16 protein-coding genes are annotated in these 19,440 nt (G+C 68.7%); 10 read left to right on the forward strand and 6 right to left on the reverse strand.

What is annotated here, in order from left to right:
• Position 1 precedes the first annotated feature (1 nt).
• The 5 genes from JI751_RS21985 (at position 2) to JI751_RS16580 (ending at position 7,135) form a co-directional block, all read left to right on the forward strand.
• Positions 2–781, forward strand: coding sequence for a thrombospondin type 3 repeat-containing protein (locus JI751_RS21985; RefSeq protein ID WP_201939029.1), 780 nt, complete (start codon positions 2–4; stop codon positions 779–781).
• 64 nt (positions 782–845) lie between these two features.
• Positions 846–2,378, forward strand: a complete 1,533-nt coding sequence (gene hflX, locus JI751_RS16570) for a GTPase HflX (protein WP_201939033.1) — start codon at positions 846–848, stop codon at positions 2,376–2,378.
• Between the two features lie 136 nt (positions 2,379–2,514).
• Complete coding sequence (secD, locus tag JI751_RS16575; RefSeq protein WP_201939041.1) at positions 2,515–4,800, forward strand: protein translocase subunit SecD; 2,286 nt, start codon at positions 2,515–2,517, stop codon at positions 4,798–4,800.
• Positions 4,801–4,926: 126 nt separating this feature from the next.
• Complete coding sequence (locus tag JI751_RS21620) at positions 4,927–5,058, forward strand: hypothetical protein (RefSeq protein WP_269090528.1); 132 nt, start codon at positions 4,927–4,929, stop codon at positions 5,056–5,058.
• Between the two features lie 67 nt (positions 5,059–5,125).
• Entirely contained in the window at positions 5,126–7,135 is a 2,010-nt protein-coding gene (locus JI751_RS16580) for an ATP-dependent DNA helicase (protein WP_307814310.1), read from the forward strand.
• Here JI751_RS16580 and JI751_RS16585 read toward each other — a convergent pair.
• The 4 genes from JI751_RS16585 to lexA form a co-directional block, all read right to left on the reverse strand.
• Complete coding sequence (locus tag JI751_RS16585; RefSeq protein ID WP_236666406.1) at positions 7,123–7,545, reverse strand: DivIVA domain-containing protein; 423 nt, start codon at positions 7,543–7,545, stop codon at positions 7,123–7,125. The genes JI751_RS16580 and JI751_RS16585 overlap by 13 nt on opposite strands.
• Entirely contained in the window at positions 7,542–8,267 is a 726-nt protein-coding gene (locus JI751_RS16590) for a sulfotransferase family 2 domain-containing protein (RefSeq protein ID WP_201939044.1), read from the reverse strand. Before JI751_RS16590 ends, JI751_RS16585 begins: the two co-directional genes overlap by 4 nt.
• Positions 8,268–8,327: 60 nt before the next feature.
• A complete protein-coding gene (locus tag JI751_RS16595) occupies positions 8,328–9,545 on the reverse strand; it encodes an NAD(P)/FAD-dependent oxidoreductase (RefSeq protein WP_201939046.1) in 1,218 nt (405 codons plus the stop codon).
• Between the two features lie 92 nt (positions 9,546–9,637).
• On the reverse strand, positions 9,638–10,360 hold the full coding sequence (lexA, locus tag JI751_RS16600; RefSeq protein ID WP_201939047.1) for a transcriptional repressor LexA: 723 nt from the start codon (positions 10,358–10,360) through the stop codon (positions 9,638–9,640).
• A 285-nt stretch (positions 10,361–10,645) separates the two neighbouring features.
• Between lexA and JI751_RS16605 the strand changes: the two genes are divergently transcribed.
• Together JI751_RS16605 and JI751_RS16610 are read left to right on the forward strand one after the other, a co-directional pair.
• Positions 10,646–10,996, forward strand: a complete 351-nt coding sequence (locus JI751_RS16605) for a LysM peptidoglycan-binding domain-containing protein (RefSeq protein ID WP_201939049.1) — start codon at positions 10,646–10,648, stop codon at positions 10,994–10,996.
• Between the two features lie 826 nt (positions 10,997–11,822).
• On the forward strand, positions 11,823–12,635 hold the full coding sequence (locus JI751_RS16610) for a hypothetical protein (protein ID WP_201939051.1): 813 nt from the start codon (positions 11,823–11,825) through the stop codon (positions 12,633–12,635).
• Positions 12,636–12,777: 142 nt separating this feature from the next.
• Here JI751_RS16610 and JI751_RS16615 read toward each other — a convergent pair whose 3' ends face one another.
• Positions 12,778–13,014 carry a hypothetical protein gene (locus tag JI751_RS16615; protein WP_201939053.1) on the reverse strand — a complete coding sequence of 79 codons (237 nt, stop codon included), beginning with the start codon at positions 13,012–13,014 and terminating at the stop codon, positions 12,778–12,780.
• A gap of 452 nt (positions 13,015–13,466) precedes the next feature.
• Between JI751_RS16615 and nrdR the strand changes: the two genes are divergently transcribed.
• The 3 genes from nrdR (at position 13,467) to dcm (ending at position 18,488) form a co-directional block, all read left to right on the forward strand.
• Positions 13,467–13,943: a transcriptional regulator NrdR gene (gene nrdR, locus JI751_RS16620; protein ID WP_129474086.1), complete on the forward strand. Its 477-nt coding sequence runs from the start codon at positions 13,467–13,469 to the stop codon at positions 13,941–13,943.
• A gap of 108 nt (positions 13,944–14,051) precedes the next feature.
• Positions 14,052–16,919, forward strand: coding sequence for a vitamin B12-dependent ribonucleotide reductase (locus JI751_RS16625; RefSeq protein WP_201939055.1), 2,868 nt, complete (start codon positions 14,052–14,054; stop codon positions 16,917–16,919).
• Positions 16,920–16,994: 75 nt separating this feature from the next.
• Positions 16,995–18,488 (forward strand): DNA (cytosine-5-)-methyltransferase, encoded by a 1,494-nt coding sequence (gene dcm, locus JI751_RS16630; RefSeq protein WP_201939057.1) that lies wholly within the window; start codon positions 16,995–16,997, stop codon positions 18,486–18,488.
• On the opposite strand, the gene JI751_RS16635 is transcribed toward dcm, so the two are convergent.
• Positions 18,464–19,228: an HNH endonuclease gene (locus tag JI751_RS16635; protein WP_201939058.1), complete on the reverse strand. Its 765-nt coding sequence runs from the start codon at positions 19,226–19,228 to the stop codon at positions 18,464–18,466. The two genes, dcm and JI751_RS16635, sit on opposite strands and share 25 nt — an antisense overlap.
• Between the last annotated feature and the right edge of the window lie 212 nt (positions 19,229–19,440).

Here is a 19,440-nt window from a genome sequence, read left to right on the forward strand (position 1 = left end):
CATGGGACAGCAGCGCGGGAGCCGGGTCTTCGTCGGGGTGGTGCTGGGCGTCGTGGCGGCACTCGGGATCACGCAGCCCGGTGCCTCCGCCGAGTCGCCCGGGTGGGGCTCCACCACGCAGGTCGCTGACGGGGCGATCTCACCTGACTACCCGACGGCGTGCCCCAGGCCGTCGGGCTCCGCCGGCACGGACTCCCAGCTGCCGTGCGAGCCGACGGAGCGTGACCGCGACGGCGACGGCTGGCTGGACTTCGAGGACAACTGCCCCGCCGTCTACAACCCCGGTCAGGAGGACGCCGACGCCGACGGCATCGGCGACGTCTGCGACCCGACCCCCACGCCCACCTCGCCCCCGACCACGACCGCCCCGCCCACCACGCAGCCGCCCACGACGCAGCCGCCGACCACCCCGCCGCCGACGACGCAGCCTCCCGTGGCGCCCTCGCCGACCGCGACCCCGACCGGGGTGCCGACCGGACTGCCGGGGTGCCAGAGCTCGTGCACCTACGAGCGGCAGGTCGCCCTCCGGGTGACCGCCACCAAGCTCAAGGGAGCCGTCGACTCGGTCGCCCAGGGGTGCCGAGCGGACGCGACGGTCACGGTGTGGCGCAAGAAGAAGGGCACGGACCGCCGGCTGGTGGTGCTCACGAGCAAGCAGACCGGCTCCTTCCGCACTGGTCGCCCCGCCCGCGCCGGCCGCTACTACGTCACCGTCACCTCGCCCGAGCAGCCGCTCTGCGCGCCGGTGACCTCCCCGACGGTGCGGATCAAGCGCACCTGACGGCGTACGCCTGTGGCGAAAGCGTTCGCGCTCCCCGACCTCGCCGACCTACGCTTGTCGGCATATGACGAACGCACCTGACTTCAACCTGCGCGACGCCCTCGACGCGACCCGTGGCTGGGACGACGACTCGATCGAGCTCGACGACGACCTGCTCGAGGACTCCGACGGGGACGACACCGACGCCGACTGGGACGGCGAGTCCGGCTACGACGACGCCGACCCCGAGGAGCTGACGGTCGGTGCGCAGGAGCTCGCCGAGCGCCACGCGCTCCGACGGGTCGCTGCCCTGCGCACCGAGCTCGAGGACATCACCGAGGTCGAGTACCGCCAGCTCCGCCTCGAGAAGGTCGTGCTCGTCGGCGTGTGGACCGGCGGCACCGTCACCGACGCCGAGAACTCGATGGCCGAGCTCGCCGCGCTCGCCGAGACCGCAGGCTCCGAGGTGCTCGAGGCGGTCTTCCAGCGCCGCCACTCGCCCGACCCGGCGACCTTCATCGGTCGCGGCAAGGTCGAGGCGATCCGCGAGATCGTCCAGGCCACCGGCGCCGACACCGTGATCTGCGACGGCGAGCTCGCGCCCAGCCAGCTGCGCAACCTCGAGGACAGGATCAAGGTCAAGGTCGTCGACCGCACCGCCCTGATCCTCGACATCTTCGCCCAGCACGCGAAGAGCAAGGAGGGCCAGGCGCAGGTCGAGCTGGCCCAGCTGCAGTACATGAAGCAGCGCCTCCGCGGCTGGGGTGGCAACCTCTCCCGCCAGGCCGGTGGCCGCGCCGCCGGCGGTGACGGCATCGGTGGCCGCGGCCCCGGTGAGACCAAGATCGAGACCGACCGGCGCCGGATCAACACCAAGATCGCCAAGCTCCGTCGTGAGCTCAAGGAGATGCGCGGCACCCGCGAGGTCAAGCGCCAGTCGCGCCGCCGCAACCACATCCCCAGCGTCGCCATCGCCGGCTACACCAACGCCGGCAAGTCCTCGCTGCTCAACCGGCTGACCGACGCCGGGGTGCTGGTCGAGGACTCGCTCTTCGCGACGCTCGACCCCACCACGCGTCGTACGACGACCTCCGACGGCCGCATCTACACGATGTCCGACACCGTGGGCTTCGTCCGCCACCTGCCCCACGGCCTGGTCGAGGCGTTCCGCTCGACGCTGGAGGAGGTCGCCGACAGCGACCTGCTGCTCCACGTCGTCGACGGCTCGCACCCCGACCCGGAGGGCCAGATCGCCGCGGTCCGCGAGGTCCTCGCCGAGATCAACGCGACCAAGGTCCCCGAGATCATCGTGATCAACAAGGCCGATGCCGCCGACCCGATCGTGATCAGCCGGCTGCTGGCCCGCGAGCCGCACAGCGTGGTGGTCAGCGCGAAGACCGGCGACGGGATCGAGGAGGCGCTGAGGACGATCGAGTCCGAGCTGCCGCGTCCGCAGGTCGAGTTCGACGTGCTGCTGCCCTACGAGCGCGGCGACCTGGTCAACCGGATCCACCAGGAGGCCGAGATCGGCTCGCTCGAGCACACCGGCGACGGCACCCTCGTCGCCGGACGGGCCAACGCCGACCTCGCGAGCGAGCTGACGGCGTACGCCCGCTGACCCTTTCGGGTGCGAGGGGCGTACAGTCACCTGCGTTTTGCGTCCCGATTCGGCGGAACCTCCCGGTCCTGTCACCCGTTGACGTGTCCGGGCCCGGATTCGGGCGAAATCTGTCTCGTGTTGGAGGATGTCGCGCATGTCACGTGGTGTCTGGGTCCGGTTCTTCCTCGTGCTCGGCCTGCTGGTCGGGTGCCTGGCGCTGGCGATCAACGTCAAGCCCAACCTGGGTCTCGACCTCAAGGGCGGCGCGCAGTTCGTCTTCCAGGCGGAGGGCACGGAGCAGACGCCGGCCACCGCGGAGAACGTCGACAAGACGCTGCAGGTGCTCCGCGGCCGCGTGGACGCCCTCGGTGTCGCCGAGTCGACCCTCGTGCGCCAGGGCGAGAACCGGATCCTCGTCGAGCTCCCCGGTGTCACCAGTGACGCCGAGGCGCAGAACGCCGAGGAGCGCATCGGCACCACGGCCAAGCTGACCATCCACGAGGTCGTCGCGACCGCGCAGGCCGACGCCGAGCCCAGCAAGAAGGGCAACGAGATCCTGCCGTCCGACCAGGGCGACTCGCTCGAGATCGGCCCGACGGTCATCCAGGGTGACGAGATCACCGGGGCGCAGGCCGTCCAGCGCGACCAGAGCGTCGAGTGGGTCGTGGCCATCGACTTCAGCGGCAAGGGTGGCGACACCTGGGCCGACATCACCGGCAAGGCCGCCTGCAACCCGTCCGGCGATCCCAAGCGCCGCATCGCGATCGTGCTGGACGGCGAGATCATCTCCTCGCCCGAGGTCAACACCGGCGTCGGCTGCGACGTCGGCATCCGCGGCGGGTCCACCGACATCACCGGCAACTTCAGCGCGAACGACTCCAAGGAGCTCGCGGCGCTGATCGAGGGCGGCTCGCTGCCGCTCGAGCTGAAGGCCATCTCCGACCGCCTCGTCGGCCCCTCGCTGGGTGCCGCGGCGATCGACGCCTCCATCGAGGCCGGCATCATCGGCATCGTCCTGACCGGCCTGTTCATCATCTTCGTCTACCGGCTCGTCGGGTTCGCCGCGACCATCGCGCTGGCGTCGTACGCCCTGCTGGCCTACGCGATGCTCGTCGGGCTCGGCTCGACGCTCACCCTGCCGGGCCTCGCCGGCTTCGTGCTCGCGATCGGCATGGCCATCGATGCCAACGTGCTCGTCTTCGAGAGAGCGAGGGAGGAGTACGTCGCCTACCCCTCCGCCGGGCTGAGGCGGGCGCTGGCGGTCGGCTTCAACAAGGCGTGGAGCGCGATCATCGACTCCAACGTCACCACCCTGCTCGCGGCCGGCCTGCTGTTCTTCCTCGGCTCCGGTCCGATCAAGGGCTTCGGTGTCACGCTGACGATCGGTGTCGTCGCCTCGATGGTCTCCGCGCTGATCATCGCTCGCGTGCTGTGCGACCTCGCCGTCGCCAACAAGCCGGTCTCCCGTCGGCCTGCTGTCAGCGGCCTCAGCCACCACGGCAAGGTCCGGCTCTGGCTCGACAAGAAGAACCCGCAGCTGGTCAAGCGCCGCAACACCTGGCTCGGCATCTCCGCCGCCGCCCTCATCATCGCGATCGTCGGCATCTTCACGCAGGGCCTGCAGCTCGGCGTGGAGTTCACCGGTGGGCGCCAGCTCGACTACTCGGTCTCCAAGGACATGACGGTCGACCAGGCCCGTGAGGCGGTCGCTGCGGCCGGCTTCCCGGAGGCCGTCGTGCAGACCGCCGACACCGCCAACTTCACCGTCCGCACCGGCACGATCAGCAACGACGAGGAGCAGCGGATCGAGGCCGAGCTGGCCAAGGTCGGCGGCGACGTATCCAAGGTCGACGACCAGACGATCGGCGCCTCGCTCGGCAAGGAGCTGCGCAACAACGCGCTCATCGCCTTCGGCGTCGCCTTCCTCGCCCAGCTGCTCTACCTCGCAGTCCGCTTCAAGTGGACCTTCGGTGTCGCCTCCGTGCTCGCGATGGTCCACGACGTCGTCCTCGTCGTCGGCCTGTTCGCCTGGCTCCACAAGCCGATCGACGGCATCTTCCTCGCAGCGGCCATGACCATCGTCGGCCTGTCGGTCAACGACACCGTCGTGGTGTTCGACCGCATCCGCGAGCGCTGGTGGGGCTCGAAGCCCGAGGACGACTTCAACGAGATCGCCAACAGGGCGGCCGTCGAGACCATCCCGCGCACGGTCAACACCGGCCTGGGTGCGATGTTCATCCTGGCCGCACTCGCCGTCCTCGGTGGTGACTCGCTCCAGGACTTCGCCATCGCCCTGCTCGTCGGCCTCGTCGTCGGCACCTTCTCCTCCGTCTTCGTCGCGACCCCGCTCCTGACTTACATGCAGGCCAAGTACCCGATGTCGCGGGTCAAGAAGGAGAAGGTCGAGCGCGCGCCGGAGGACTCGGGCGCCGTCGTCTGACGCTTGCTCGCTCGTCCTTGTCGGAGTCCCCGCTCGTGCGGGGACTCTGACACCTGGAGGCCGTTGCAACCCCCTCCAGGTGTCCGACTCGCCCTCCCAGTTCACGGGAGGTCGTACGCTCGAGCCATGTTGTGGCTCCTGCTGATCGTCGTCCTGGGCGTCGTCGCCTACCGCTACCGGGTCAAGCTCCTTGCGAGGCTCCTCGGCCAGCCCGAGCGCCGCATCGAGCGCCAGATCGGCCGCAAGAAGAACTACTAGGCAGACCCGGCGGCGGGTTGTGGATGGCGTACGCCGTCCTGTCGGCGCCGCCCCGTAGGGTTCTCTGGTGCCCGAGACCGCCGCGACTCCCTCCACCGGCACGCCCGTCCGTGACGTGCTCGCCAAGGCGGTCAGCGCCCTCGGCGGGCAGCAGCGCGACGGCCAGGTGCAGATGGCCAGCGAGGTCGCGGAGGCCATGGAGGAGGGGCGCCACCTCCTCGTCCAGGCCGGCACCGGCACCGGCAAGTCGCTGGGCTACCTGGTCCCCGCGATGCTCCACGACAAGCGCGTCGTCGTCGCGACCGCGACCCTCGCCCTCCAGCACCAGCTCGTCGAGCGCGACCTCCCGCGCCTGGTCGAGGCGGTCAAGGGCGTGCCCGGCCTCGACACGTCCTACGCCGTCCTCAAGGGGCGGTCCAACTACGCCTGCTTGCACCGCATCCGGGCCGGTGTCCCCGACGACCAGGGCACCCTCGTCGACGTACCGACCGGGTCGATGGCCGAGAAGGTCCTCGAGCTCCGGGCGTGGGCGGAGGAGGAGTCGGAGCAGGGCGGGTCCGGCGAGCGCGACAACGCGCCGCGCCACACCGACCGCGAGTGGCGCCAGGTCGCGGTCAACCACCGCGAGTGCCTCGGTGCCTCGAAGTGCCCCTTCGGCGCGGAATGCTTCGCCGAGCTCGCCCGCGAGAAGGCGCAGCGCAGCCACCTGATCGTCACCAACCACTCCCTCCTCGCGATCGACGCGATCGAGGACGTGCCGATGATCCCCGACTACGACACGGTCGTGATCGACGAGGCCCACGAGCTCACCGCCCGCGTCACCCAGGCGTCCACCGACGAGCTCGGCGCGGGCGACATCGAGCGTGCCGCCCGCCGTTCGTCCCGCTTCACCGCGGACGCCGCCGGCGATCCTGCCGGTGACCTCGAGGACGCCGCCGGCGCGCTGGCCGAGGCGATCGAGGCGACCCCGCCGGGACGGATCGACCAGGTGTCGACGCAGCTGGCCGACGCGCTGGTGCTCGTGCGCGACGCGGCGCGCGCCTGCCTGTCGGCGTTCCCGCGCGAGTCGCCCGGCAGCGACGGCGAGGGCGACGCGGGCCGTACGCAGGCCAAGGGCATGGTGCAGGAGGTCTTCGTCAACGCCGAGCGGATGGCGGCCGGCTCCGACCGCGACGTGCTGTGGCTGGGGGAGGCGCGCGACCGGTTCCCCGCCCGGCTGCACGTCGCGCCGCTCCAGGTGTGGGGCCCGATGCGCGACAAGCTCCTCACCGACAAGACCGTCGTCTTCACCAGCGCCACGCTCATGCTCGGCGGCGACTTCAGCGCGGTCGCGACCTCGCTCGGCCTCAAGCCGACCGAGCGCGAGGGCTCGATCGTGGCGCCGGCCGACGACGACACCGCCCTGCCGTGGAAGGGCCTCGACGTCGGCTCGCCGTTCGACTACGGCCAGCAGTCCATCCTCTACGTCGCCCGCCACCTGCCCCAGCCCGGCCGCGACGGCCTCGGGCAGGCGCAGCTCGACGAGATCTGCGACCTCGTCGACAAGCTCGACGGGCGCACGCTCGGGCTCTTCTCGAGCCGCCGCGCCGCCGAGACCGCCGCCGAGGCCGTACGCGCGCGGCTGCCGCACCTGACCACGCTCGCGCAGGGCGACGCGCAGCTGCCCGAGCTGGCCAAGCAGTTCGTCGAGGACCCGCACACCTGCCTGTTCGGCACCCTCTCGCTCTGGCAGGGCCTCGACGTGCCCGGCGAGACCTGCCAGCTGGTGATCATCGACCGGATCCCGTTCCCGCGGCCCGACGACCCGCTGATGTCGGCGCGCGCCAAGGCCGCCGACGCCTCCGGTGGCAACGGCTTCATGGAGGTCTCCGCGACCCACGCGGCGCTGCTGCTCGCCCAGGGCGCGGGTCGCCTGATCCGTACGACGACCGACCGCGGCATCGTCGCCGTCCTCGACCCGCGGCTCGAGACCGCCCGATACGGCCGGTTCCTCAAGGCGTCGCTGCCGCCCATGTGGTCGACGACCGACCCGGCTCTCGTACGCCAGGCGCTGGCGCGGCTGGGTCAGAGCACGTAGGCGAGGACCAGGACCAGGGCGACCACGCCGATCATGGCGAGTGCGGTGACCTTGAGATCGATCCGGCCGCCGACCTCCTGCACGGCGGCGGGGCTGCTCGGTGCCGGCGCACCAGCCGTCGGTTTCGGCTCAGCCATCGGCGGGCTCGGTGTGGTCGTCCGCGCGGCTCCGGACCCGCGGCGGTCCAGCTCGGCCGTCACCGTGTCGAGCCAGGCGTCCACCTCGCCCATGTCGTACCCGGCACCGAGCCTGACCGGCGTGAACCTCAGCTGCTCGATCTCGGCGGGCGTGATCCCGGGTGTCCCGTCACTCTCGAACGAGGCCATCACGCGGTCGACGGTCGCGTCGACGTCGGCGACCTCGTAGCCCTCGCGCATGCGGGTGGTGCTGAACCTCGGACGATCGATCATCGTTCCCCCTCGTAGCCGAACACCTGGTAGTCCCGGCGGTACATCCGTGCGACCAGCTCGCGCAGCTCGTCCGACACCTGCCGGTCCCGGCCGCCGGGCGCGGTCTGGTTCTTCGGCGCGGTCGGCACCGCGGGTGCGCCGATCCGCTCGCACACCTCGGCGAAGTCGCGGTCGAACGACTCCAGCCGGCCGACGAAGTCGACCCGGTTGAGGTCGATCATCCTGCTCTGCAGCGTCAGGTGCTGGTCGGTGCCCGGCACCGCCGACAGGTCCTGGGTGGCCGTCCAGCGCGCGAACTCCTCCACCGTCTGCATCCGCTCGTGGGTCGCCGGGTCGAAGTCGTAGTAGTTGTGGTCGACCACCTTGTCGTGCCACGCCGACACGAACCGGTCGAGCGGGTCGCGCACGAACGCGAACGTGAAGTAGTCGGCGTACGTCGCCAGGGGGTAGCGGACCCGCATCGCGTGGTCGACGTCGAGGCTCACGCCGTGCGCCTCGCAGTGGTGCCGGATCGTGCGGGTCGCGACCTTGGCCACGCGGTACCAGACGAACCGGTGGCTGTGGCTGATCGTCAGGTTGTACGCCAGCGGGCTGAGCCAGCCGGACGCCTCACCCGCCACGGCGAGCCGGTCGATCTCCGCCTGCCCGGCCGGCGTCAGCCGCCGCCGGTTGGCCTCGCGCGTGCGGAACAGCTCGGGCGCGGGTACGGCGGGCTCGGACATCGCCGCGAGGCTACTACCCCGGTTGGCCGAGGAGCGACGGAGTCGCGTCACGAGACCCGGTCAGCCGAACGGGATCCGACCCCGCAGCGACGCCACGTCGCTCACCGGCGCCTTGCCCGTCTCCGCGATGATGTCGCGCGCCTTGTCGACGCTGTCCCAGACGTTCCAGAGCAGCACGCCGCGGACCGACCCCGACTTCAGGTAGTAGACGACGCCGGTGCCGACCTGGCCGTCCTTCCAGTCCTCGACCATGTCGAGCTGGCTGCTGGTCTCGCCGACCGCCTCGTAGCCGGCGTCGAGGATGTCGGACCAGAAGAAGGGCGTGTAGTCGTAGGCCTCGTCGGCCCCGGCCATCACCTTGCCGGCGTGCTCGCCGGACTTCTCGGCGTGGTCGACGTGCTCGACGCGACGGCGCCCGAGGAGCGCGTCGGGGTAGGACGCGACGTCGCCCGCGGCGTACACGTCGGTCGCGCTGGTGCGCAGGTGGTCGTCGACGACGATGCCGTTGTCGACGTCGAGGCCGGCCGCCTCGGCGAGACCGGTGCGGGGGAGGACGCCGACGCCGATGACCGCGGCGTCGGCGGCGATGTCGGTGCCGTCCTCGAGCCGGATGCGGACGCCGCCGTCGGACTCCTCGCCGCCCGCGACCGAGCCGTGCACGACGGTGACGCCGCGGTCTGCGAAGGCCTTGGTGAGGGTCGCCGCGAGCGCGCGCGGGAACATCGTCTCCTGCACGTCCTCGAGGTCGAGGACGAGCGTGACCTGGACGTCGTTCTGCACGAGGGCCGAGGTGATCTCCGAGCCGATGTAGCCGCCGCCCACGACGGCGACGTGGCTGCCCTTGTCGGCCACTGCGCGCAGGCGCTCGTAGTCAGCTGCAGTCCGGTAGTAGATGACCCGCGGTCCGGGGTCGACCGCGAGCGTGCGCGGCTCCGCGCCGGTCGCCAGCAGCAGCGAGCCGTAGCCGACGCTGCTGCCGTCGGCGAGGCGTACGACGTGCGCGTCGGGGTCGATCGCGGTCACCGTGGTGTCGGTGACCAGGTCGACGTGGTCGTCGTCCTCGAGGTCGCCGGCGAGCGAGCTGCCCTCGAGGGTCTCGTCGTCCTTGAGCCACAGGTCCTTGGAGAGGGCCGGCCGGTAGACCGGCTTGTCGGGTTCGGAGCCGAACACCCCGATCGATCCGCTGGAGTCGCCGGACCGGATGCCCTTCACGGCACTGGCCGCGGCGACCCCCGCTCCGACGATGACGTAGTCGTAGGTCTTCTCGGCGTCGCTCATGCCGCCATCGTGTCCCGCGCGCGGTCACCCTTCAATGCGCGACCACCCCTTCGTTGGCCGAGGAGGTCGCGCAGCGACTGTCGCGAGACCCGTCAGAGGCTCCGCAGCACCGCCGTCACGACACCGAGGATCGTGGCGTTGTCGCCGGGGATCGGGTCGTACGCCTCGTTGTGCGGCAGCAGCCAGACGTGGCCGTCCTTGCGCTGGAACGTCTTCACGGTGGCCTCGCCGTCGATCATCGCGGCGACGATCTGACCGTTGTCCGCGGTCTGCTCCTGGCGGATCACGACGTAGTCGCCGTTGCAGATGGCCGCGTCGACCATCGAGTCCCCGGAGACCTCGAGGAGGAAGAGCGTGCCGTCGCCGACCAGCTGCTTGGGCAACGGGAAGACATCCGTGACGTCCTGCTCAGCGAGGATCGGGCCACCCGCGGCGATGCGGCCGACGAGCGGGATGTTGATCGCGGTGGGGGAGACGTCGCCGATCCCGGTCTCGTCGACGCTCGACTCCTCGCCGCTGGAGATGGAGCGGCGGGCCGCCATCACCTCGGGCAGGAAGACCTCGAGTGCGCGGGGCCGGTTGGGGTCGCGCTTGAGGAAGCCCTTGCCCTCGAGCACGCGCAGTTGGTGGGCCACGCTGGAGGACGACGTGAGGCCGACGGCCTGGCCGATCTCGCGCATGCTGGGCGGGTAGCCCTTGGACTCGATGGAGTCCTTGATCGTGGCGAGCACGCGCTGCTGGCGCGGGGTCAGCCCCGTGGCGTCCGGGGGACCGTCCGGCATCTCGATGACTGTCTTGTCGTCCGACCTGGCCATGACTGGGAACCTCTCGACGCGGGAAGCAAGTCCGCTCACCGTAGTCCTCGACCCGGCCCGGGATCAAACACCTGTTCGAACCTGCGTGTCGCGATCGACGCCGTTCGACATGCCGAACAATTGTTCGACCGGATGCTTGCGTCGTTCGAACACGTGCTCTAACGTCGTACACCTGTTCGATCGAACGTCTGATCGACCCCGACGCTCCAGACCCACTGTCGGTGGCTCCCTCTAGACATGGATCAACAGAAACCCAGACCGGCTGATCTTCCCCAGGAGGCCACCATGAGCACCCTCAGCCTTGCACCCGCGTTCGTCCCGACCACCGTCCGTCGTTCGACGGTGCGCCTCACCCGGCGCGGTCGGCTCGTGGTCTTCCTGACCTCGCTGTTCGTGGTCATGACCGCGGCCTTCGTGCTCGCCGGCGGCGCCGTCGGTACGGGTGAGGCCGGTCAGCCCGAGCCCACCGAGATCGTCCAGGTCGCGCCCGGCGACACGCTGTGGAGGATCGCCAGCGAGATCGCCACCGATGGCGACGTCCGCGGCGTGATGAACGATATCGAGCGGCTCAACGCCCTCGAGTCCACCGGCCTCGCGGCCGGCCAGAAGCTCCGCGTCCCGGTTCTCACCGACTGACGCAGAGGCCTCCATCAGCCGCTTCGACCCCGGCTGGTGGAACCAAGGGGAAGACGAGGGGCGGGCCCGGGCGGGCCCGCCCCTCGCGCATTTCGTGCCTGGAGGCCCGTGTTGTCGCGGAGGGTGGCGGCACACGACATCGGTTGCAGCGAGGGTGGCGGCACACGACATCGAATCGCCCGTTCGGAGTGTCGTGCGCCGCCACCTTCGCGGAGGTTCTCCACAGGCTTTGCCGTGGGGCTGGTTCGACCGGCGTCCTGATGGGTAGTTTCAGCGTGCTGACGTTGTCTCGGGAAGGCACACCAATGCACGTACGCCGCATCCTCGCGATCGCCCTCGCAGGACCTCTCCTGCTCGCGGGCTGCAGTGACCCCGAGCCGAGCATCCCTGATCCGCCGACCATCTCGCCGACGCCCACGACGCCTTCGCCCACGGAGTCCGAGACACCGGAGCAGGAGAGCGCCGAGGACTTCATCCGCCGGTGGGTAGAGGTCAACCAACGGATGTTCGTAACTGGGGACACCAGAGAGTTCCTCAGCCTTGGTCCGAACTGTGATGACTGCAAGAAGATCGCTCAGACGGTGTCCGACATTTACGACGGAGGCGGGGCCGTCGAATGGGACGGGTGGACAATCCTGGATCTAGCTCCTCGTGGAGCGGCTAGCGCCAACGCTTTCCGCTATGTCGTGCGATCCGCGCCTACGCGATATCGAGAGACGGCGAATGGACCGTGGCAGCGGCTCGAGGGCGGCCGCGGCGTGCAACTGATCGTGCTTGAGCCAGTTAAATCGAGTTGGCAGGTTCTTGAAAGCAAGGAGTTGCCCGGATGAGACTGCTGATTGCGTGGGTGGTCGCGTCGGTTTGTGCCGCGCTTCTGGTGATCGTGCCAAGCGGGCCTGCCTCAGCCGGGTGCGATGACGTTGAGGCAGACCTAGTCTTCGCAAGTCAGGAATGCGCCGATAAATCGGCGGGGGAGATCGAAGAAGAGAAGGCCAAGTATCCGAACTCCACCTGGGCCGTCCGTCAACTGTGCAAGGACGACGGGCGGACGCCTGAAGGCGCTTGTTTCAACCCTCAGGAGTGCACGACGGCGGCGGGCGTTCCGGGAACGCGCTTCACGCTCTACAAAGATGGCGTGGCAGTCGGCACCGCATGCTTGACGGCAGGTGAAGAACAGAAGGTTGGCGACCCGCCACCGATTCGTGTCCTGGTCCTCAAGGCGTTCGAGAACCTCGACTGGCCGGCGTCCGAGCTCGCGGTCCAGCCGCCGGGCGGCAAGACCCTGGTCAACCTGGACACGAACTTCTACACGGACAACACCGACGCGACGAACATCCCGGTGACCCTCGTCCGGTCGGACGTCGTCGTCACCGCCCGCCCCATCGCGTACGAGTGGCACTTAGGCGACGGGACCTCGACGACCACGACGAGCCCGGGAGCGCCGTACCCGGACCTCGACGTCGCGCACGTCTACGAGACGACCGACAAGGTGGTCGTGAGCGTCGACACCCAGTACGGCGACGCGAGCTTCACTGTCAACGGGGGCCAGCCCCAGCAGATCCCGTCGACCATCTGGATCGACGGCGAAGACCAGGACCTCCAGGTCGTCGAGGCCTTGCCCCAGCTCGTCCTCCGCTGACCGCAGAGCTTGTGCGGTGCTTGTGGTGCGGCATCCGCGTCACCGACACCGCGCAGTGGTCGGAGTCCCCGCTCGAGCGAGGACTCCGACGGGATTGTGGAACTTCCGAGCCGCATGCTGACCCGGAACTTCCACGATCAGGTCAGCGAGCGGCGCGCTTGCCACCGACCGGCCGAGGCCCGGTGGGGGATGAGGGTGACTCAGGAGGCGAGGTGATCCCCAGCGCCCTCAGCAACCGCGCCACCAGCAGCAGGCCGACGAACAGGCAGGCCATCGCGCCGAGGCACGCCAGCGCCATGAAGGACCACGCGGACGAGTTGCCTCCACGCGCGGCCGTACCGAAGTCGATGGCGGCGTAGACGAGGTAGCCCCAGGCCACGACGCACAGGGTGATCGCGGCCCCGATGACGAGTGCCGCCCTGTTCAGCGTCCGTGGCGCGGAGGGCCCGCGACGCGACCCAGCCCGCTTCCCCGTAGACACGGGATCATTGTGACGGATGTGGCCTGAGTGGGACACCTGATCGGCCCAACGGTTGAGGCCGACACGCCAACGATCGCGGGTCCAGACCGGGCATAACGGCGGCTGACCTGCGGTTTTACCTACGAGCACAAAAAGCCCACGCGATGTCCGGCGTTCTCTTGCCAAGTGTTGTGGTCGGGACGTACGGTTACCACTACATCTAGTACTTACACCGCTGTAGTTATCCCCAGCTCACTCACAGAGGGACCGGGCTTCGCCCACACCCACGAGCCGGTTATCCACAGTTCATTCACACCCCTTGCAGGGCCTACGAAGCGCGCCCGCACGACGACCCGAGAGGAGAGGCTGCCATGCACTGTCCGTACTGCAAGAACGAGGACACCAAGGTCCTCGACTCCCGCGTCGCCGACGACGGCGGCTCGATCCGCCGGCGCCGTACGTGCTCGGAGTGCGACCGCCGGTTCACGACGGTCGAGAAGATGCAGCTCACCGTGCTCAAGCGCTCCGGCGCGACCGAGCCCTTCAACCGCGACAAGGCGATCGCCGGCGTCCGGAAGGCCTGCAAGGGCCGCCCGGTCACCGATGCGCAGCTCGCCTGCCTCGGCCAGGACGTCGAGGACGCGCTGCGCCTCAGCGGCCAGGCCGAGTTCGACGCCAACGAGGTCGGCCTCGCCATCCTCGCCCCGCTCCGCGCGCTCGACGAGGTGGCCTACCTCCGCTTCGCGAGCGTCTACCGCGCCTTCGAGTCGGCCGACGACTTCACGGCCGAGATCGCCATGCTGCGACTCGAACGCGCGACCCACGATCAGCCCGCCACGACGGGCTGACCCCAGAACGGCCCGGCAGATCGTGGGGAAGCGGTCTGCCGGGCCTACCAAACATCACGCGAGACGACCCCTCGCAGCAGTAGAGACAACCAGGGATAGAGGAACTCCATGACCGAGACGGTGAGCACCGGCGCTTCGAAGGCGAAGGGCAAGGGCCTCAAGCTCGAGCGTGTCTTCAGCACGAAGGGCACGCACCCCTACGACGCCATCACCTGGGAGCGTCGCGACGTCGTCCAGCAGAACTGGAAGACCGGCGAGACCGTCTTCGAGCAGCGCGGCGTGGAGTTCCCCGACTTCTGGTCGGTCAACGCCTCCACCATCGTCACCACCAAGTACTTCCGCGGCGCCGTCGGCACCGACGCCCGCGAGTGGAGCCTCAAGCAGCTCATCGACCGGGTCGTGAAGACGTACACCCAGGCCGGCATCGACCACGGCTACTTCGCCGGCGACGCCGACGCCGAGACGTTCGAGCACGAGCTGACCTGGCTGCTCGTCAACCAGTACTTCTCCTTCAACAGCCCCGTCTGGTTCAACGTCGGAACCGCCTCGCCGCAGCAGGTCTCGGCCTGCTTCATCCTGAGCGTCGACGACTCCATGGACAGCATCCTCAACTGGTACAAGGAGGAGGGCTTCATCTTCAAGGGCGGCTCCGGTGCCGGCCTCAACCTCTCCCGCATCCGCTCGTCCAAGGAGCTGCTCTCCAGCGGCGGTACGGCGTCGGGTCCTGTCTCCTTCATGCGCGGCGCCGACGCCTCCGCGGGCACCATCAAGTCGGGCGGCGCCACGCGTCGCGCGGCCAAGATGGTCGTCCTCGACGTCGACCACCCGGACATCGAGGAGTTCGTGATGACCAAGGCGCGCGAGGAGGACAAGATCCGCGCGCTGCGCGACGCCGGCTTCGACATGGACCTCGGCGGCGCCGACATCACCTCGGTCCAGTACCAGAACGCCAACAACTCGGTCCGCGTGACCGACGAGTTCATGCGTGCGGTCGAGGACGGCACGTCGTTCGGCCTCAAGGCCCGCGAGGACGGCCGGGTCATCGAGACCGTCGACGCCCGCGACCTGTTCCGCAAGATCAGCCAGGCCGCGTGGGAGTGCGCCGACCCGGGCCTGCAGTACGACGACACGATCAACGACTGGCACACCAACCCCGAGACCGGCCGCATCACCGCGTCCAACCCGTGCTCGGAGTACATGTCGCTCGACAACTCGTCCTGCAACCTCGCCAGCCTCAACCTGCTGAAGTTCCTCAAGGACGACGACACCTTCGACGCCGCCCTCTTCGCGAAGGCCGTCGAGTTCATCATCACCGCGATGGACATCTCGATCTGCTTCGCCGACTTCCCGACCGAGCCGATCGGCAAGACCACCGTCGACTACCGCCAGCTCGGCATCGGCTACGCCAACCTCGGCGCGCTGCTGATGGCGATGGGCCTCGGGTACGACTCCGAGGGCGGCCGCTCGATGGCTGCCGCGATCACGTCGCTCATGACCGGTACGTCCTACAAGCGCAGCGCCGAGCTCGCCGGCATCGTCGGCCCCTACGCCGGCTACGCCCGCAACGCTGACGCCCACAAGCGCGTGATGCGCAAGCACCAGGCGGCCAACGACGTCGTCCGCGTCCTGCACACCGAGGACGGCCGCGTGCACAAGCTCGCGACGCAGGCCTGGGCCGACGTCATCAAGACCGGTGAGAAGAACGGCTTCCGCAACGCGCAGGCCTCGGTCCTCGCGCCGACCGGCACCATCGGCTTCATGATGGACTGCGACACGACGGGCATCGAGCCCGACTTCTCGCTGGTGAAGTTCAAGAAGCTCGTCGGTGGCGGCTCGATGCAGATCGTCAACCAGACGATCCCGCGGGCCCTGAAGAAGCTGGGCTACCAGGAGGAGCAGATCGAGGCGATCGTCGCCTACATCTCCGAGCACGGCCACGTGGTCGACGCGCCCGGCCTCAAGACCGAGCACTACGAGATCTTCGACACCGCGATGGGCGCCCGCTCGCTCAAGCCGATGGGCCACGTGCGGATGATGGCTGCCGCGCAGCCGTTCCTGTCCGGCGCGATCTCCAAGACGGTCAACCTGCCGGAGAACGCCACGGTCGAGGAGATCGAGGACGTCTACCTGCAGTCCTGGAAGCTCGGCCTCAAGGCCACCGCGATCTACCGCGACAACTGCAAGGTCGGCCAGCCCCTCTCCGACGGTGGCGGCAAGGCCAAGAAGGACGCTGCCGACAAGGCTGCCGCCGACTCGGCCGTCGAGACCAAGGTCGTCGAGAAGGTCGTCTACGCCCCGGTCCGCAAGCGCCTTCCGAAGTCGCGCGTCTCCCGTACGACGTCGTTCACCGTCGGCGGTGCCGAGGGCTACATGACCTCGGGCGCCCACGACGACGGCCAGCTCGGCGAGGTCTTCCTCAAGCTCGGCAAGCAGGGCTCGACCCTGGCCGGCGTGATGGACGCCTTCTCGATCGCGGTGTCGATCGGCCTGCAGTACGGCGTCCCGCTGGAGACCTACGTCTCGAAGTTCACCAACCTGCGCTTCGAGCCCGCAGGCCTCACCGACGACCCGGACGTGCGGATGTCGCAGTCGATCATGGACTACATCTTCCGCCGCCTCGCCCTGGACTACCTGTCCTTCGAGGAGCGCTCGATGCTCGGCATCTACTCCGCCGCGGAGCGCCAGCGCCACCTCGAGACCGGCTCCTACGAGCCGCTCGTCGAGGAGACCGGCTCGGCTGCCGAGCTCGTCGAGGCACCGGCCCAGGTCGTCGCCGAGGAGGTCGCTCCGGTCGACATCGTCGAGGCGTCGGTCAAGCCGGCCCCGGCGGAGGCCAAGACCACCGCCGAGCTCTTCGAGAAGCTCACCGGCACCGCGGTCGACTCCCCGCTCTGCATGACCTGCGGCACGAAGATGCGGCCTGCTGGGTCCTGCTACGTGTGCGAGGGCTGCGGGAGCACGAGCGGCTGCAGCTGACCTGAACGACACGTCGAGGGCGGGCCGCACTACGCGGTCCGCCCTCGTCCACAACACGCGGAACACGTCTGTCATATGGCCGCCCGAGAGGCATACGCTTCGAACATGAGCTCGACGCCCAGCTTCACCTTCAGCGACCTGTTCGCCGGCATCGGCGGCTTTCACGCTGCGCTGCACGCCGCAGGTGGCACGTGGGCGTTCGCGAGCGAGATCGACCCCGACGCCGCTGCGGTCTACGACCACAACTGGCTCCGCCCGCTCCGTGAGGCGAGCGCGCCCCTGCCTCCCGGCGTGAAGTCGTTCGGCGTGAGCGGGGACATCGTGGCGCTCACCGATCCCGAGGTACGCGTCCCACACGCCGACGTCCTGGCGGCCGGCTTCCCGTGTCAGCCATTCTCCAAGAGCGGCTTCCAGCGTGGAATGGACGAGACTCGCGGCACGCTCTTCTGGAACATCGCCAAGATCCTCGAGGACCCGGAGCGACGCCCGTCCGTGGTGCTTCTTGAGAACGTCCGGAACCTTGCCGGTCCGCGCCACCGCGACACGACGTTCAGGACCATCGTACGCACGCTGCGCGAGCTCGGCTACCGCACTGCGAGCGAGCCGGCGGTGTTCTCCCCGCACCTCCTACCGCGGCACCTCGGCGGTCGACCGCAGGTCCGTGAGCGCGTCTTCATCCTCGCTCACTACGTCGGGGTCGAGGCTGCTCAGGACCCCGCGAACTTCGACGACCCGATCGTCTCGCCCAAGTCGCTCGACCTCGACTGGCGCAAGGACCAATGGAACCTCGAGCGCGACCTTCCGCTCCAGGCGGCCGCAGAGGTCGACAAGAAGTACGAGCTCGATGGTGCCGAGGTCAAGATGATCCAGACCTGGGACCGGATCCTGACCCTTGTGGCTGACAGGCTAGGTCCGGACGAGCGGCTTCCCGGTTTCCCGATCTGGGCGGACGAGTGGCGCTCGCTCGAGGCGGCGAGCGACATGATCGACGTCGCTGCCGTGAAGGGCACGCCGTTCCCGGCATGGAAGAAGAACTTCCTGCTCAAGAACGCGGAGTTCTACGACAGGCACAGCGAGGTCCTCGACAAGTTCCGCATGCAGCTCGATGCGTTCCCGCCGTCTCGGCGGAAGTTCGAGTGGCAGGCGGGTCCGCACCGGCCTCTCGCCGAGACGATCATGCACTTCCGCCCCTCGGGCATCCGAGCCAAGCGGCCGGACTATGTGCCCGCGCTGGTTGCCATCACCCAGACCTCGATCTTGGGCGACCGCCGCCGTCTCACGCCGCGGGAGACGGCGCGGCTCCAAGGCCTCCCGGACTCCTTCGAGTTCCTCAGGAGTGAGCCTGGGATCCTGGGGATCGATGAACCGATCGCCCAGAAGGACCCCGCCTCCTACAAGCAGATGGGCAACGGCGTGAACGTCGGCGCCGCGTACTACGTGTTCCGCGAGTACGTCCTGAGACACCTTGACCAGATCCCCGCGAACATCGTGCTCAGCGTGTCAGCCTCACCCTCAAACCCCGACGATGCGCTGAGCGAACTACGTCAGAGTCCACACCACATCCGGTGAGCTCTTAGCGCGGCCCAGGAGGGGCTGTTCTCCCCGCTCGGAAGGGATGCTCGCTGGCCAGCAAGGTCGGCGTAGGTCGTTGCGCGCATCGCGCCAGAGATGAGGATCTGCTTGGTGTCCTCCTGCAGGGCGATCTGACCGCGGTCCCAAAGCCGGTGCAGATCGGCGCGCAAGCAGATCCCGTTGCTGATCACGTCGGTTCGCGCGCCGAGGTAAGGGGTGATGTGGGCTGCCTCAAGTGCCGGAACCGCGTCGCTTCTAGACAGCGCGCAACGACCCCCGTAGGCGTTCAACACATTGGTCCGAAAACGATTCTGACCTTCTCGCGCGGCTCGTTCGGCCAGTTGGCGATTTCGTTCATCTCTGACGTCGTCGGGATCGAAGTCGGTCAGCTCGAACGGGGCGGCCTCGGCCAGAGGCCGTCCCGCAAGTCGACCACGGACCCCCTTTTCGGTGATGCCATCCACGATCACCTGAAGGGCTGCGTTGGTGACTGTGCCTCCAGGTGACAAGAGCGATCGGTCGAATTCTGCGCCGGTGGCAACGGCCACACATGCTGCGAGCAGTTCGTCCTTGTTCAGGCCGGTGGCGTCGCCATCAAGGGCAGTCAGTGTCGCCGCCAAAAAGTCAGCTCTGACTGTGGATCCTCGGCTGGTTGTGAAGTGCGCAATGCCCAGAAGATCGGAAATCACAGCCATCAGTGGTCGCTCGGGAAACTCGTGTCCGTAGGTCTTAGCCATCGAGTAAACAGTAGCGACTGCAGGCCATCCCGTCGCTGCTTCTCTGCGTTTGATAGACGAGTATGCGCCAGCCCGCTTGCCCCAAGGGCGCAGGTGCGATCGAATGAAAGACGGGAGATGCACGTCCAGTTGGAGTCTTCTGGTGCGCCTGAGGCATCTGAGTCTACCTGCCGCCTAGAAAGCAACGTGCTCGCCCGTGCCGAACCCGAACC

Source organism: Nocardioides baculatus (assembly GCF_016735675.1).
Classification (GTDB): domain Bacteria; phylum Actinomycetota; class Actinomycetes; order Propionibacteriales; family Nocardioidaceae; genus Nocardioides; species Nocardioides baculatus.